At 63.0% G+C, this 15,518-nt stretch carries 14 protein-coding genes; 13 read left to right on the top strand and 1 reads right to left on the bottom strand.

Features of this window, described 5'->3' with window-relative positions:
- Positions 1–52: 52 nt before the first annotated feature.
- Genes ftsW through JHX88_RS13955 form a run of 5 tightly spaced genes read left to right on the top strand, consistent with a single transcriptional unit; the run spans position 53 to position 4,353 of the window.
- Entirely contained in the window at positions 53–1,216 is a 1,164-nt protein-coding gene (ftsW, locus tag JHX88_RS13975) for a putative lipid II flippase FtsW (RefSeq protein WP_076523614.1), read from the top strand.
- Positions 1,216–2,301, top strand: a complete 1,086-nt coding sequence (murG, locus tag JHX88_RS13970; RefSeq protein ID WP_076523611.1) for an undecaprenyldiphospho-muramoylpentapeptide beta-N-acetylglucosaminyltransferase — start codon at positions 1,216–1,218, stop codon at positions 2,299–2,301. Before ftsW ends, murG begins: the two co-directional genes overlap by 1 nt.
- Complete coding sequence (murC, locus tag JHX88_RS13965) at positions 2,298–3,725, top strand: UDP-N-acetylmuramate--L-alanine ligase (RefSeq protein ID WP_076523608.1); 1,428 nt, start codon at positions 2,298–2,300, stop codon at positions 3,723–3,725. The genes murG and murC overlap by 4 nt, the downstream gene beginning before the upstream one ends.
- Complete coding sequence (locus tag JHX88_RS13960) at positions 3,722–4,009, top strand: DUF2484 family protein (protein ID WP_076523606.1); 288 nt, start codon at positions 3,722–3,724, stop codon at positions 4,007–4,009. The genes murC and JHX88_RS13960 overlap by 4 nt, the downstream gene beginning before the upstream one ends.
- On the top strand, positions 4,006–4,353 hold the full coding sequence (locus JHX88_RS13955; RefSeq protein ID WP_076523604.1) for a hypothetical protein: 348 nt from the start codon (positions 4,006–4,008) through the stop codon (positions 4,351–4,353). The genes JHX88_RS13960 and JHX88_RS13955 overlap by 4 nt, the downstream gene beginning before the upstream one ends.
- A 57-nt stretch (positions 4,354–4,410) precedes the next feature.
- Here JHX88_RS13955 and JHX88_RS13950 read toward each other — a convergent pair whose 3' ends face one another.
- The gene (locus JHX88_RS13950) at positions 4,411–4,929 is read right to left on the bottom strand and encodes a YHS domain-containing (seleno)protein (RefSeq protein WP_076523602.1); all 519 of its coding nucleotides are present in this window, start codon (positions 4,927–4,929) and stop codon (positions 4,411–4,413) included.
- Between the two features lie 139 nt (positions 4,930–5,068).
- Between JHX88_RS13950 and murB the strand changes: the two genes are divergently transcribed.
- The 8 genes from murB to JHX88_RS13910 all read left to right on the top strand — a co-directional run bounded on the left by murB (position 5,069) and on the right by JHX88_RS13910 (position 15,482).
- Complete coding sequence (gene murB / locus JHX88_RS13945; RefSeq protein WP_076523600.1) at positions 5,069–6,010, top strand: UDP-N-acetylmuramate dehydrogenase; 942 nt, start codon at positions 5,069–5,071, stop codon at positions 6,008–6,010.
- An 832-nt stretch (positions 6,011–6,842) separates the two neighbouring features.
- The gene (locus JHX88_RS13940) at positions 6,843–7,952 is read left to right on the top strand and encodes a Hint domain-containing protein (RefSeq protein ID WP_272848034.1); all 1,110 of its coding nucleotides are present in this window, start codon (positions 6,843–6,845) and stop codon (positions 7,950–7,952) included.
- A gap of 329 nt (positions 7,953–8,281) precedes the next feature.
- The gene (locus JHX88_RS13935) at positions 8,282–9,172 is read left to right on the top strand and encodes a D-alanine--D-alanine ligase (RefSeq protein ID WP_141225766.1); all 891 of its coding nucleotides are present in this window, start codon (positions 8,282–8,284) and stop codon (positions 9,170–9,172) included.
- Positions 9,160–10,104: a cell division protein FtsQ/DivIB gene (locus tag JHX88_RS13930; protein ID WP_272848033.1), complete on the top strand. Its 945-nt coding sequence runs from the start codon at positions 9,160–9,162 to the stop codon at positions 10,102–10,104. Before JHX88_RS13935 ends, JHX88_RS13930 begins: the two co-directional genes overlap by 13 nt.
- 3 nt (positions 10,105–10,107) lie before the next feature.
- A complete protein-coding gene (gene ftsA, locus JHX88_RS13925; RefSeq protein ID WP_076523594.1) occupies positions 10,108–11,442 on the top strand; it encodes a cell division protein FtsA in 1,335 nt (444 codons plus the stop codon).
- Positions 11,443–11,663: 221 nt separating this feature from the next.
- The gene (gene ftsZ, locus JHX88_RS13920; protein ID WP_076523592.1) at positions 11,664–13,280 is read left to right on the top strand and encodes a cell division protein FtsZ; all 1,617 of its coding nucleotides are present in this window, start codon (positions 11,664–11,666) and stop codon (positions 13,278–13,280) included.
- A 228-nt stretch (positions 13,281–13,508) separates the two neighbouring features.
- Entirely contained in the window at positions 13,509–14,441 is a 933-nt protein-coding gene (lpxC, locus tag JHX88_RS13915; RefSeq protein ID WP_076523590.1) for a UDP-3-O-acyl-N-acetylglucosamine deacetylase, read from the top strand.
- A 237-nt stretch (positions 14,442–14,678) separates the two neighbouring features.
- Positions 14,679–15,482 carry an outer membrane protein assembly factor BamD gene (locus JHX88_RS13910; protein ID WP_272848275.1) on the top strand — a complete coding sequence of 268 codons (804 nt, stop codon included), beginning with the start codon at positions 14,679–14,681 and terminating at the stop codon, positions 15,480–15,482.
- Positions 15,483–15,518: the final 36 nt, after the last annotated feature.

The following is a 15,518-nucleotide window of genomic DNA, read 5'->3' as shown; positions in this document are numbered from 1 at the left end:
CCCCAGATCCGGATAAACCGGACATGGTAGAGGCAGTGACGGCAGTATTCCCATGACCGAGATGGTCTTTGGCACAGCCCCTTCGCGGGCAGGTGATCCGATTCTTCCCAGATGGTGGCGCACCATCGACAAGTGGTCCCTGGCCTGTGTGCTGGGGCTTTTCGCGATGGGGTTGCTTCTTGGGCTGGCGGCCTCGGTTCCGCTGGCCGAAAAGAACAATCTGCCGCGGTTCTATTACGTCGAAAGACAGGCCGCGTTCGGCGGGCTGGCATTGATCGTGATGCTGGTCTTCTCGATGATGTCGCCCCGGCAGGTGCGGCGATTGGGCGTGCTGGGCTTTATCGGCGCTTTCCTGCTGATCCTCGCATTGCCGGTGATCGGGACCGATCACGGCAAGGGCGCGGTCCGCTGGCTCAGCATCGCGGGGATGTCGCTGCAACCCTCGGAGTTCCTGAAACCCGGCTTCGTGGCGCTTTGCGCATGGTTCATGGCAGCCAGCCAGGAAGTCGGCGGCCCTCCGGGCAAGCTCTATTCCTTCGTGGCCGCTTGCGTCATCGTGCTTCTTCTGGCCCTGCAGCCCGACTTCGGCCAGGCGTCGCTGGTGCTGTTCGCGTGGCTGGTGATGTATTTCGTTGCCGGAGCGCCGATGCTGTTCTTGGTGGGCGTGGCGGGGCTGGCCGGTATCGGCGGCTTTTTCGCCTATGGCTCCTCTGAACATTTCGCCCGCCGCATCAACGGTTTCCTGTCGCCAGAGGTCGATCCGCGTACTCAGATAGGCTATGCGACCAATGCCATCCAGGAAGGCGGCTTTTTCGGGGTCGGTGTGGGCGAGGGCAGCGTGAAATGGTCGCTGCCGGATGCGCATACCGATTTCATCATCGCCGTGGCGGCCGAGGAATACGGGTTGATCATGGTCCTGGCTATCATCGCGCTCTACTGCACCATCGTCTTGCGTTCGCTGCTGCGCCTGTTGAAGGAACGCGACCCATTTGCCCGGATCGCGGGCGCCGGTCTGGCCTGTTCCTTCGGTGTGCAGGCATTGATCAACATGGGCGTCGCGGTGCGGTTGTTGCCTGCCAAGGGGATGACACTGCCATTCGTGAGTTACGGCGGCTCTTCGGTCATCGCCTCGGCGGTCGCGATGGGGGCTCTGCTTGCGCTGACCCGCACCCGCCCGCAAGGCGAGATGTCCGAGATCCTGCGGCGGGGGCACTGATGCCGGCTCCTTTGGCCCTGATCGCTGCCGGTGGAACCGGTGGCCACATGTTTCCCGCGCAGGCTCTGGCCGAATTGCTGCTGGCCGAGGGCTGGCGCGTCAGGCTGTCCACGGATGAACGTGGCGCGCGCTATGCGGGGGGCTTCCCCGAGGCGGTCGAACGCTCGGTGGTGCAATCGGCGACAACGGCCCGGGGCGGCATCGTCGGCAAGCTGACCGCGCCGTTCAAGATCGCGTCCGGGGTGTTGGCCGCGCGCAAGGGATTTCGCCGCGACCGTCCCGCCGTGGTGATCGGTTTCGGTGGCTATCCGACCATCCCGGCGCTGGCGGCGGCGGTCAGCATGGGGCTGCCGAGGATGATCCATGAACAAAATGGCGTGATGGGGCGGGTGAACCGGCTCTTTGCGCGGCGGGTCAACCGCATCGCCTGCGGGATATGGCCGACCGAATTGCCTGCAGGTGTCGAAGGGATCCATACCGGCAACCCGGTTCGCGCCTCGGTGCTGGATCGCGCCGGGGCCGCCTATGCAATCCCGGCGGAGGGGGATTTGCATCTTCTGGTGATCGGCGGCTCTCAGGGGGCGCGGGTCCTGTCGGATATCGTGCCCGAGGCCATCGCCGCGCTTCCCGAAGAGCTGCGTGCACGGCTGCATGTCAGCCATCAGGCCCGTGCCGAGGATGGGGACAGGGTGGTCGAGGCCTACCGCGACGCGAGCGTTCGGGCCGAAGTGCAGCCCTTCTTCGCCGATGTTCCTGAGCGGCTGGCGAGGGCGCAACTGGTCATCAGCCGTTCGGGCGCCTCTTCCATTGCCGATATCACGGCGATCGGACGGCCCGCGATCCTGATCCCGCTGGCGAGTGCGACCGGCGATCACCAGACCGCCAATGCGCGCGCCCTGTCCGAGGCCGGGGCGGCGCTCATCCTGCCGGAATCGCAGCTTGACGCCAAGCAATTGACGCGCGACATCGGCGCGATCCTGGGCGACCCCGCGCGGGCGCAGGCGATGGCCGCCGCTGCGCGGCAGCTTGGCCGTCCCGATGCGGCGCAGCGTCTTTATGATATAGTGACGGAGATAGCAGCATGAACGCCGCGACCAAATTGCCATTCGATCTCGGCCCGATCCATTTTGTCGGTATCGGCGGCATCGGTATGTCCGGCATCGCCGAAGTGCTTCTGACACTTGGATATTCCGTGCAGGGCAGCGACCTGAAACGCTCCAAGATCACCGACCGGCTGGAAGGGCTGGGCGCGAAGATCTTCGAGGGGCAGGAAGCCGGGAATATCGGCGAGGCAGGGGTGGTCGTCATTTCGACCGCGATCAAGAAGGGTAACCCCGAGCTGGAAGAGGCCCGACGCCGCGGCCTTCCCGTCGTGCGCCGCGCCGAGATGCTGGCCGAGCTGATGCGGATGAAGTCGAATATCGCCGTCGCCGGCACCCATGGCAAGACGACCACCACCACCATGGTCGCCACGCTGCTGGATGCGGGCGGGCTCGATCCGACCGTGATCAATGGCGGGGTGATCCACGCCTATGGTTCGAACGCGCGGGCCGGAGAGGGCGAATGGATGGTGGTCGAGGCCGACGAAAGCGATGGCAGCTTCAACCGCCTGCCCGCCGATATCGCCATCGTTACCAATATAGATCCCGAACATATGGAGCATTGGGGCAGTTTCGACGCGCTGCGCCAGGGCTTTTACGATTTCACTTCGGGGATTCCCTTCTATGGGCTGGCGGTCTGCTGCACGGATCATCCAGAGGTTCAGGCGCTGGTCGGCCGTCTGACGGATCGCCGGGTGATGACATTCGGCTTCAACGCGCAGGCTGATGTGCGGGCGGTGAACCTGCATTACGACAAGGGCATCGCGCAATTCGACATTGCCTTGCAGGGCGAGCGTGACGAATCCGGCGACGAAGGTGACATGATCGAAGGCTGTACCCTGCCGATGCCGGGCGATCACAATGTCTCGAACTGCCTCGCTGCTGTAGCAGTCGCCCGCCATCTGGGCATGAAGAAATCCGAGATCCGCGATGCGCTTGCGAATTTTGCAGGTGTCGGACGGCGCTTTACCCGTGTGGGAGAGGTGGACGGCGTCACCATCATCGATGATTACGGTCATCACCCGGTCGAGATCGCCGCAGTGCTGAAAGCAGCAAGGCAGGCCAGCAGCGGCCGGGTTATCGCCGTGCATCAGCCGCATCGCTATTCCCGTTTATCGAGCCTTTTCGATGATTTCTGCACCTGTTTCAACGAGGCCGATGTCGTTGCCATCGCCGAGGTCTATGCTGCGGGCGAAGACCCGATCCCCGGTGCGGGCCGGGACGATCTGGTCGCCGGGCTGATTGCGCATGGCCATCGGCACGCACGCGCGATCCTGAACGAGGAGGACCTGACACGGCTTGTGCGTGAGCAGGCCCGCCCCGGCGATATGGTCGTCTGCCTTGGGGCCGGGACGATCTCTGGCTGGGCAAATGCGCTTCCGGACCGGTTGCGGGACGAGGCCGCATGAACGAGCCGCATGTCATCTCTGGCGTGATGGCGTTGTCTTGGATGGTGCTGGCGGCCCTTTTGCCGCGAGTGGCATGGCGCTACAGGGCGCCTGCGTTCTGGGGAATGATCGTGATGGGTGTGCCGGTGCTGGGCTGGCTGACCCTGCATTGGGGGCCGGGGATCGGTGTCGCCGCTTTCGCGATCGGGCTTTGCGTGCTGCTGTTCCAGCCCCTGCGCCCAAGGGATGGCAAAGCGGGGCGAACGCTGCATGACACTGCCCCGCCGGGGCCGGGAACCACGTGAACCCATTACTGATTTCGGCGGCCTGCCTGATCGGCGCCGGTGCCGTCGCGCTTGTCTGTTCCGCGTTGCGGCTGCGCTGGCCGCTTACGGCGCTGTCACTGATGCTGGCGGTGATTGCGCTGCAATTGGCCCAAGCCGCCCGAGGACAGGCCGGGGTTCATGATCTAGGTGCCTGGCTGGCGATGAGATCCACGGTCGTTCCCGCCTTGCTGGGCATTGCCGCCGGCATCGTGATCGGCAAGGCCCTTGGCTGGCGCCTGCAATATCATGGCTGGCAAGCAGGAGTGACCGCCGCCGCGCTCATCCTGAGCATCTGCGCGGCGGGTTATACATTGCTTCTCTGAAACTGCTTGCGGCAAGTCGCCGGACATGATCCCCAACCTGTTGATCAGAGTGGATGATCAGTCCTTGACGGGAGCAGAGGATTTGAAACTCGGGATTGGCTTGACCGAAGCCTTGTCCGGCTCGATTTCGGACCAATTGCCTTCCGCCAGATCAATATTGCCCGGAATATCCTCTTCCCAGAAACCAACCACGTTCCGGGTGATGTTCAGGTAGAGCTTGTCATCGACGATCCGCCACAGGTTCGGATTTCCCGGCACCTTGCCGCCCTTGGACACGCCATAGGCGCAGTGACCGTCATATTGCGGAGCGAAATAAGCCGGGTCTTCAAGGAACTTTTCTCGGTTCTCCGTTGTCGCGAAGGCGAAGGTCGCGCCGTTATACTCGACGGTGATATCCGCCTTTCCGGGGATGGCGGCGGGTTGAGGCATGCCGACCGGCACCTGTTCGAGATCGCGATAGGCCACCACGTCGTAACCCGATACGGCAAAGCCCGTCTGGTCGACATATTGTTCACCTGCAAGGGCCGGGAACGCGAGTCCGGCGGCAAGGATGACGGCAAGGGAGAGGGCTTTCATGGCGATACCTGTGCTGTTGGTTTGCCCTCGCCAATACGTTCCGGATCGGCATGTCTTACAGCCGCTCTCGATACTGTGATCCCGGCGCGGATGGTGCCCACAGATTGACCTTCGCGAGAGCCATGTTTACCAGCGTGACATGACATTTGACCTGCCCAGCCCCCGCGGCGCCCTGACACCGAACCGTTCCCTGGACAGCCTGACATGGCTGCGCGTGGGCGGGCCGGCCGATTGGCTGTTCCAGCCTGCCGATGCCGAGGATCTGGCCGATTTCCTGCGCGAGCTGGACCCGGCCATGCCGGTTTTTCCCATGGGCGTGGGCAGCAACCTGATCGTGCGCGATGGCGGGATCCGGGGCGTGGTGATCCGGCTCGGGCGCGGCTTCAACGGGATCGTGGCCGAGGATGACCGGGTGATTGCCGGGGCAGGGGCGCTGGATGCCCATGTGGCGAGGCGCGCGGCCGATGCGGGGCTGGACCTGACCTTTCTGCGCACCATTCCGGGCAGTATCGGCGGCGCGGTCAGGATGAATGCGGGATGCTACGGATCCTACATGGCCGATCACCTGATCGAGGTGAGAGGGGTTACGCGTGACGGGCGCGAAGAGGTGCTGAAGCCCGAGGAACTGCGCTTTGCCTATCGCCATTCGGAACTGCCGGAAGGGTGGATTGTCACCGAGGCTGTCTTGCGGGCCGACAGGGGTGAACCCGATGTTTTGCATCAGAAAATGGCCGATCAGCTTGCCAAGCGCGACGCGACGCAGCCGACGAAGGAACGCAGCGCCGGTTCGACTTTCCGCAACCCGGCGGGGTTCAGCTCGACCGGGCGGGAGGACGATACGCATGAGTTGAAGGCGTGGTCGCTGATCGAGCAGGCCGGGCTGCGCGGCCATAGCTGGGGCGGGGCGCAAATGTCTGAAAAGCATCCGAATTTCCTGCTGAATACCGGCGGAGCGACGGCGGCTGACCTGGAAACCCTGGGCGAACTGGTCCGCCGCCGGGTGCTGGAGGACAGTGGCCATGAGCTTCAGTGGGAGGTGATCCGCGTGGGCGATCCCTTGCCCGAGGATGCGCAGGACTGAAAACGCAACGGGGCGTGCGTTGCATCCGCCGCACCCGCAACACAGTCACCATTTGACACTGAAAATGCGAGATTTTCGCATGCACAGCCCGTACACCGCGCGTACACAACCTGTACACAGGGCGTACACAGATAGCGTGCGTTGCGCGGCTGACGCTACGTCAGGGATGAATTTCCGGTAAAATTTTCCCTGAATGCGGGTTAACGCGGCAGAGCCTGCATCGCCAACGGGGGATTTCGGGCTTCCTCTGCATCCCCGCACAAGAGCTTGCTTGAAGTGTTTTGCGCGCCTTTCACCCTCCCGAAGCCCTGGCAGTTCCCCGGACAAACGGCGGAATTTCGGCATATATGTCGCGGAGAGCATGGAATGGGTTGTGTTCGGTCCGCCGGAACGTCCTGGTGGGTGAGCGAAAACGCCCTAGGTAATACTGCCTATGGTATACATTTTTATTGTATGACGCTTGTCACCTCTGTAAATGCCACCTGCATGCGAATTGCCACGTTTATGCGAATGGAATGGTGCTGCTGCAATCTGGGATAGCGAATCTGCGGGCTTGTTTCGTTCTGGCGTTGGTCCGGAGAGTGGAGTTTTGAATGGTCGATCATACGGCCTTGATCCGCGACAGATCGGGAATAACCGATCCACTGGCGGTTAACCTGAATGGTGGCGGGTTGCGTGATCGGATCACCGTAGGGGAGGGAGAGCCCCTGAATGTGCAATCGGGGTTGCTGGAGCATGTTGCCTGCACCCATCGATTTTTACCAAGCGTCTTTCGGAGAGGTTTCTAATGCCGTCAAATTTTAACGTCATATATCTGGGCCGGCTGCCCCTTATGGATACCACCAGAGGGAACATCACTCCCGAATCCGCCAATCAGTTTGTTGGCCAGACCTTCGGCAGTGAGACCGACCCGTTATTTGAGGATTTTCGGCATCTCGCGCAGCGGCCGGGCTATAACAATTTCAGCGCTAATTCGCCCACCAATGTCTATAACAATGATGCCGATCCAAATCAGAGGGCTGGCGCACAATACGAGTATTTTCGAACGACTGCTGATGGCGGAGAAACCTGGACGCCGCACGCATATGACGCACTGGCCGTGTATAACAACAGCACGATCACCTATGTCGACGGAACAACGGCGAATGTTCAGGTTCACCTGGTTCAGGACTATAACGGCGAAACCTTCTGGGTACCCCAAACATCGCAAAACGCTTATCAGGACGCGATGGAGGCGAAGCCCATCCAGTCGCTGACTGTCGGGACTCTGAACACGAATTACGCCAACCTGACGGCATATCGCGATATCTGGGAATATGCGGTCTGCTTTGCCGCAGGCACGTTGATCGAGACTGCCGACGGTTCGCGGCGGATCGAAACCTTGCGACGCGGCGACCTGGTCCTGACCAAGGATAACGACCTTCAACGCATTCGCTGGATCGGTTCGCGCAAGATTGGCACTGCCGTTCTGCAAGAAAATCCAAATCTGCGCCCGATCCGTATCAGGGCAGGGGCGCTCGGGGCAAGCACGCCCGCATCCGACTTGGTCCTGTCGCCGCAGCACCGGGTCCTGGTTCGCTCGAAGATCGCACAACGCATGTTCGGTGCCATCGAGGTTCTGGTCGCCGCCAAGCACCTGCTGGAGATCGATGGGATCGAGATCGCGCAAGACATCGCAGAGGTCGAATATTTCCACTTCATGTTTGACGCTCACGAAGTCGTTCTGGCCAATGGCGCGGAAGCCGAAAGTCTCTATACCGGACCCGAGGCGCTAAAGGCCGTCAGCCCGGCGGCGCGCGATGAAATCTTCGCGCTGTTCCCCGAATTGCGCGGCATGGATTCGACGGCGCTTGCGTCACCGGCGCGGCCCCTGGTCAAGGGGCGGGTGGGACGTCAGCTGGCCGGGCGCCATGCACGGAACAGGCGTGAACTGGTAAGCTGAACCTTCATCCGGTCTCGGTTTCCGGTGACCGGAAGAGGATCTCACCGCAAATTGCAGTCACCGTTATCGGCGCTCGGTCGGCCATGAAGGCGCGGGCGCCGAAACCATTTGAACCCGTGGCTTCCGCCCGTTCGAATCAGCAGTTTTCGCCGATCGCTCAAAAAGCCTCTTTTGTGATTCGCGATTTGCGGCTATTCTGATTTGACAAGGTGCAGGATCGGGACGAACCCGGCCGCATGACATGAAACAAGACCCGGGCCAACCGGGTTTCGAGAGGCAGAAACGTGACGGGCAGGTCGAGCAGGACAGCCCACATCGTAGCCGTTCTGATGGGTGGTTCCTCGGCCGAGCGCGAGGTTTCCCTGTCATCGGGGCGTGAATGCGCGGCGGCGCTGCGCGAGGCGGGCTATGATGTGATCGAGATCGAACTGGGTGCGGATCGCGGCGATGATATCATCGCGCGACTGGCTCAGGCGCGCCCGGATGTCGTCTTCAATGCGCTACATGGCCGTTGGGGCGAGGATGGCTGCGTGCAGGGTATCCTCGAATGGATGGGTTTGCCCTATACGCATTCCGGTGTGCTTGCCTCGGCCATGGCGATGGACAAGACGGTTGCCAAGCAGGCCTTCCGCGATGTCGGGCTGCCGGTGGTCGAAAGCGTGATCGCCGATGCCGCAGAGGTTCGCGGCCGCCATGTCCTGAAGCCTCCCTACGTGGTCAAGCCGAATGACGAGGGCTCTTCGGTCGGCGTCTATATCGTGCATGAGGCGGCGAATGGGCCGCCCCGGCTTTCGGATGCCATGCCCGCGCGGGTGATGGTCGAGACCTATGCGCCGGGGCGCGAACTAACCACCACCGTGATGGGAGAGCGGGCGCTTGGCGTGACCGAGATCATCACCGATGGCTGGTACGATTACGATGCGAAATACAAGGAGGGCGGTTCGCGCCACGTGATCCCGGCGGCGATCCCCGAAGAGATCACCACGGCCTGCCTGGATTATGCCGTCCGCGCGCATCAGGCGCTTGGGTGCCGCGGGCTGACCCGCTCGGATTTCCGGTGGGACGATACGCGCGGACTGGACGGGCTGGTCCTGCTCGAGGTCAATACCCAACCCGGCATGACGCCGACATCGCTGGCCCCTGAACAGGCGGCAGCGAGGGGCGTCGATTTCCCCGCGCTGATGCGCTGGATGGTGGAGGACGCACTGTGTCGTCCGTGATCGATCATCGTCCGTCGAGGCAGCCATCCGCGCCGCCGCCACGTATCAAGCGCGATCCGGCGCCGTCGCGGCTGAAATACCGGCTGGAGCGGATGTGGCTGACGCCGCTTTACCGGCGCGTTGTGCGGGTCGGGCTGCCGGCTTTCCTGGTCGCGATGACCGCGGGCATATGGCTGGCCGACGAGGACCGGCGGGCGGCGCTGACCGATGGCATAGCCGGGCTGGTCGAGAAGGTGCAGAGCCGCGAGGCATTCCAGGTCAAGATGATGACCATCGAGGGCGCGTCGCCTGCCGTGGACAAGGCACTCCGGGGGATGTTGCCGGTCGATCTCCCGGCATCGAGCTTCGATATCGACCTTGCCGCGCTGCGTTTCCAGGTGCTGCAACTGGATGCGGTCGAGTCGATCGACCTGCGGATCAAGCCGGGCGGAATCCTGTCGGCGGCGGTGACCGAGCGCGAGCCGGTCCTGCTGTGGCGCCATGCGCGCGGGATCGACATGCTGGATGCCGGCGGGCACCGGGTTGCCAGCGTCACCTCGCGGGAAGTGCGTCCGAACCTGCCGCTGATCGCGGGCGAAGGCGCCGACATGGCGGCCGAAGAGGCGCTGGCGCTGATCGATGCCGCGGGGCCGATCCTGCCGCGGCTGCGCGGGCTGGTCCGCAAGGGCGAACGGCGTTGGGACGTGGTGCTGGACAAGGGGCAGCAGATCATGCTGCCCGCCGAGGGGGCGGTGACGGCGCTCGAGGCCGCCATCGCGATGAACCGGGCACAGGACATGCTGGGGCGAGATGTCTCGGTGGTCGATCTGCGCGATCCGTCGCGGCCGGTCGTCCGCTTGGGGTTGGATGCGCGAAATACCATCCGCTTGGCACGGGACATGCTGCCCCTGGGGCCGGACGGCAAGGTGATCGAGAAGAAGAAAGGGGGCTGAAGAATGGCGGAACTGTATCAGACGCAGCGGGCAATGCGGAACATGCGCCGGGCGGCCCTGCAGCGCGGGGTGATCGGGATCCTGGATATCGGCACATCCAAGATCGCCTGCATGGTGCTGAAATTCGACGGCACCGGCACCTTCCGCGAAACCGATGGCGTCGGGCCGATGGCCGGTCAGGCGAATTTCCGGGTGATCGGCGCGGCCTCGACCCGGTCGCGTGGCGTGCGCCGGGGCGAGATCGATACCATGGCCGAGACCGAGCGCGCGATCCGCACCGTCGTTGCCGCCGCGCAGAAGCTGGCCGGGGTAAGGGTCGATCACGTCATCGCCTGCATGTCCGGCGGGCGTCCCGCCTCTTACGGGTTGAATGGCGAGGTCGTCCTGGAATCGGGCAAGGTGACCGAACATGACGTGGCCTCGGTGCTGGCCGCCTGCGACGCACCCGATTTCGGGCGCGGGCGTGAAGTGCTGCATGCGCAGCCGGTGAATTTCGCCGTGGATAACCGTAGCGGGTTGGGCGATCCGCGCGATCATGCGGGCAACCGGCTGGCTTGCGACATGCATGTGCTGACCATCGACGGCGATCTGATCGGCAACCTGGTGCAATGCATCCGCCGCTGTGACCTGGAACTGGCGGGAATCGCATCGGCCTCTTATGCCTCGGCGCGGGCAAGCCTTGTCGAGGATGAGCAGGAACTGGGCGGAGCCTGCATCGATTTCGGCGGCGGCGGCACTAGTGTTTCCATTTTCATAAGGAAACACATGATCTTCTCGGACAATGTTCGAATTGGTGGGAATCTGATCACGCAGGATCTGGCGCAGGGTCTGCGGGTTTCCCTGCCGGTGGCGGAACGGCTCAAGACCCTGAATGGCGGTGTCGAGGCGACCGGTCGCGACGACCGCGAGATGATCGAGGTGGGCGGGGATACCGGCGATTGGGAGTCCGATCGCCGCACCGTCAGCCGTGCCGACGTGATCGGGGTGATGCGCCCGAGAGTCGAGGAAATTCTGGAGAATGTGCGTCAAGTGCTTGATGCGGCGGGATTCGAACATATGCCCAGCCAGCAGATCGTGCTGACCGGCGGGGGCAGCCAGATCCCGGGGCTCGATGGCTTGGCAACGCGTATCCTGGGGCCGAATATCCGCTGTGGGCGGCCCCTGCGCATCGATGGGCTGGCGCATCAGCTGACCGATCCGAGTTTTTCCAGCGCCGTCGGGCTCGCGCTTTTCGCGGCGCATCCGCAGGACGAATGGTGGGATTTCGAGATGCCGGCGGAGGCCTATCCGGCGCGCAGCCTCAAGCGGGCCTATCGCTGGTTCCGCAATAACTGGTAGCCGATTGCCCCCTGACTGGTGGATGGCCGGGGGCCAACCACTATATTCGGGCAATTTGGCAAGATACCGCCGATAGTTACGGAAAAGACCGCCATATTTTGCGGTCGGATCGTGTTTTTCGGGTGACGGACAGGGGCAGGTTCGTTACGATTGGGATCAATAAGGGGGATTCGGACGGGTGAATCACGCCCGCCACGACCAGCGACAAACAGGCGGAAACCATGAACCTCAATCTGATGATGAACGACGAACAAGAGCTCAAGCCCCGGATCACCGTGTTCGGTGTTGGCGGTGCAGGTGGCAACGCGGTCAACAACATGATCGAGAAACAACTCGACGGGGTCGAGTTCGTGGTTGCCAATACCGATGCGCAGGCGCTGGCGCAGTCGCGCTCGACCAGCCGCGTGCAGATGGGCCCGAAAGTGACCGAAGGTCTGGGTGCGGGGGCCAAGCCCTCGATCGGCGCCAAGGCTGCCGAGGAAACCATCGAGGATATCGTCGATCACCTGATGGGCGCGCATATGTGCTTCATCACCGCCGGGATGGGTGGCGGCACCGGCACCGGCGCCGCGCCGATCATCGCCCAGGCCGCGCGCGAGATGGGAATCCTGACGGTCGGCGTCGTGACCAAGCCCTTCCAGTTCGAAGGCACGAAGCGGATGCGCCAGGCCGAAGAGGGCGTCGAATCGCTGCAGAAGGTCGTCGATACGCTGATCATCATTCCCAACCAGAACCTGTTCCGGCTGGCGAATGAGAAGACTACCTTCACCGAAGCCTTCGCCATGGCCGACGACGTTCTGTACCAGGGCGTCAAGGGCGTGACCGACCTGATGGTCCGGCCGGGCCTGATCAATCTCGACTTCGCCGATGTCCGCGCCGTCATGGACGAGATGGGCAAGGCGATGATGGGCACCGGCGAAGCGGCCGGCGACAACCGGGCGCAAGAGGCGGCCGAGCGTGCCATCGCCAACCCGCTGCTGGACGAGATCAGCCTGAATGGCGCCAGAGGCGTGCTGATCAACATCACCGGTGGCTACGACATGACACTGTTCGAGTTGGACGAAGCCGCGAATGTGATCCGCGACAAGGTCGATTCGGATGCCAATATCATCGTCGGCTCGACCCTCGATCCCGAGATGGAAGGTTCGCTCCGCGTCTCCGTCGTGGCGACCGGCATCGATGCATCGGCGGCCCATGAAGAAGTGCCCGCCCCGCGCCGCAGCATGGCCGAGCCCCTGACCCAGAACCCGCCGGTCGCGCGCGGCCAGGAAGAAGCCGCGCCGCAAGAGGACGATATTCCGGTCCCGCCGCGCCGTGCCCCTGCCGCTATCGCCGAACCCCGCACGCAAGAGCAGGCGCCCGCCGCGCAGCAGCAGGATGACCTGCCGCCCCCGGCATGGCAGTCCCGCGCACAGCCTCGCGCTGCCGCCGCGGTTCAGATCGACGACGATGCCAGCGGATTTGTCGCGCCCAAACCTGCGGGCGGCGATCGTGGACAGCCGAAGCCGGAAGTCCTGGACCGTCTGCGCAAGGCCGTCGAGCATCAGGGCGAGCGTCAGGCCGCCCGCCAGCCGCAAGCCCAGCCCGAAACCGAGGCGAGCCGTAACCAGAGCCGGATGAGCGGATTGGGACGGATGCTGGAGCGTATGGCCGGGCATAACGAGCAGGGTGGTGGCGGCCAATCCAAACCCGCCGCAGCCTCGATCGCCGAGCGCGTGAATGAGCGGGTTGCCGTTCGTGCGCGCCAGGAAGAGGTCGATTTCGACGATCTGGCCAGCCCGGAACAGGGCGATGACAATGTCGAAATTCCGGCCTTCCTGCGCCGTCAGGCGAACTAGGCTCATCACAAAACTGTCGCATTACTTGATCGAAAGGGCCGCAAGAAGCGGCCTTTTCCTTTTTATATACAGGCTATTATCTTTCTGCCTCGCTGGGCCGGAGAAGAATCGGCGGCGAATGTTACACCCGGTTACAATTCGTTAATTGAACGCTTGCCCGCCTCGTCTTAGCTGGGACGGTGACACAAGAACCATGTTCTGGTGAACAGAATGTAAGGCAGGCAGACCATGCAGGCGACGCTTAAAACGAATGCGATCTTTGAAGGTGTTGGTTTGCACTCCGGTGCAGCCGCCCGGCTGGAGATCCATCCCGCACCGGCCGGACACGGTATCCTGTTCCGCCGGACGGACCTGACGCCGGTTGTCGATATCCCGGCCCGTTGGGATCACGTGACCCCGTCAAAGCTTTGCACATTGCTGGATAACGGCCAGGGGCAGACGCTGTCCACGGTCGAGCATATCATGGCGGCCCTGACGGGCACCGGTATCCATAACGCGCTGATCGAGGTCGATGGCCCCGAAGTGCCGATTCTCGACGGTTCCGCCGCGCCTTTCGTCAAGGGCATCCTGCGCGCGGGCATTGCCATTCAGCCTGTTCCGCTGCGCGCCATCCGTGTGCTGCGCCCCGTGGAACTGCGTGAGGGCGAGGCTTATGCCCGGCTGACCCCCGCCGATCATCTGGAGATCGAGTTCGATATCGATTTCACCGACGAGGCGATCGGCCACCAGGAAAAGCGTCTGGACATGGCCAATGGCGCTTTCCTGCGCGAATTGGCCGATAGCCGCACCTTCTGCCGTCAGGCGGATGTGGACATGATGCGCCAGAACGGTCTGGCGCTTGGCGGGACCTATCTGAACGCGGTTGTCGTCGATGGCGCGCAGGTTCTGTCTCCGGGCGGGCTGCGCCATACGGACGAGGCGGTGCGTCACAAGATGCTGGACGCGATGGGCGACCTGGCACTGGCCGGGGCGCCGCTTCTGGCGCGCTATACGGGACATCGTGCCGGTCACGCGATGACCAACCGGCTGCTGCGTGCCCTGTTCGCCGATCCGACCGCATGGGCGTGGGAAACCTGCTCGCCCGATCTGGCGGATCGCCTGCCGGGGGCCGGCGTTTCCGCCTATGTCTATTCGGCCAAGGATGAGCTGGTCGCGCTGTGATGCGCGGCCTGTTCCTTGTTGCGGGCGGGTTTTGTCATATCGCTCAGGCAGCCTTTTGCCCCCTAATCAATTCGTAAGCAGAATTCAACGGATTGCCATTTTGCGCCCCCTGATGTTCTGTGCTAGGAGATGCCGGCTACCCGGCCAAAAGGGTGGCGGCACAGCAGAATCGTTGGGCAGGTGAAGATGGTGCGCTCGAAAATCTCGGCTTCCTTGATGGCTGCTGTATTGGCAGGCATGACCCTTTCGGGATGTTCCGCCCTCCGCGGCTCGGATGATGACGACAAACGGAATCTGGAACGGTTCACCGCCGAACAGATATACAAGCGTGGCGAATACGAGCTGGAAAACAGCCGCAAGCCCGAAGACGCTGTCTTTTATTTCAGCGAGGTCGAGCGGCTTTATCCCTATTCGGAATGGGCCAAACGGGCGCTGATCATGCAGGCCTACGGGCATCACCGGGCCGGTGAATACGAAGAGGCGCGGGGGGCCGCTCAGCGTTTCATCGAGACCTATCCGGGCGATGCCGATGCGGCCTATGCGAAATATCTTCTGGCGCTGTCCTATTACGACCAGATCGACGAGGTCGGCCGGGACCAGGGCCTGACCTTCCAGGCGCTTGTGGCCCTGCGCGAGGTGATCGAGGAATATCCCGACACCGAATATGCCCGCAGCGCGATCCTGAAATTCGATCTCGCCTTCGACCATCTGGCCGCGAAAGAGATGGAAATCGGGCGCTACTACCTCAAGCGTGGCCATTACGCTGCGTCGGTCAATCGCTTCCGTGTCGTGGTCGAAGAGTTCCAGACAACGACTCAGACCCCCGAGGCGCTGATGCGGTTGGTCGAGGCCTATCTGGCGCTTGGCCTGAATGACGAGGCGCAGACCGCAGGGGCGATCCTGGGTTACAACTTCCAGTCGTCGCCCTTCTATGAAGACGCCTATCGTCAGCTTCGTGGCCGTGGGTTGTCAGCCGAGGTGCGCGGCGAAAGCTGGCTGACCAATGTGTATCGCCAGATGGTTCAGGGGAAATGGCTGTGACGTCCTCCCGCTTGGGGTAGGGCGCGGCCAGCCGGG

The sequence above is a fragment of the Paracoccus saliphilus genome, assembly GCF_028553805.1.
GTDB classification, from domain to species: Bacteria; Pseudomonadota; Alphaproteobacteria; order Rhodobacterales; family Rhodobacteraceae; genus Paracoccus; species Paracoccus saliphilus.
Note: the sequence above shows the minus strand (reverse complement) of the source record. Positions and strands in the feature narration are given on the sequence as shown.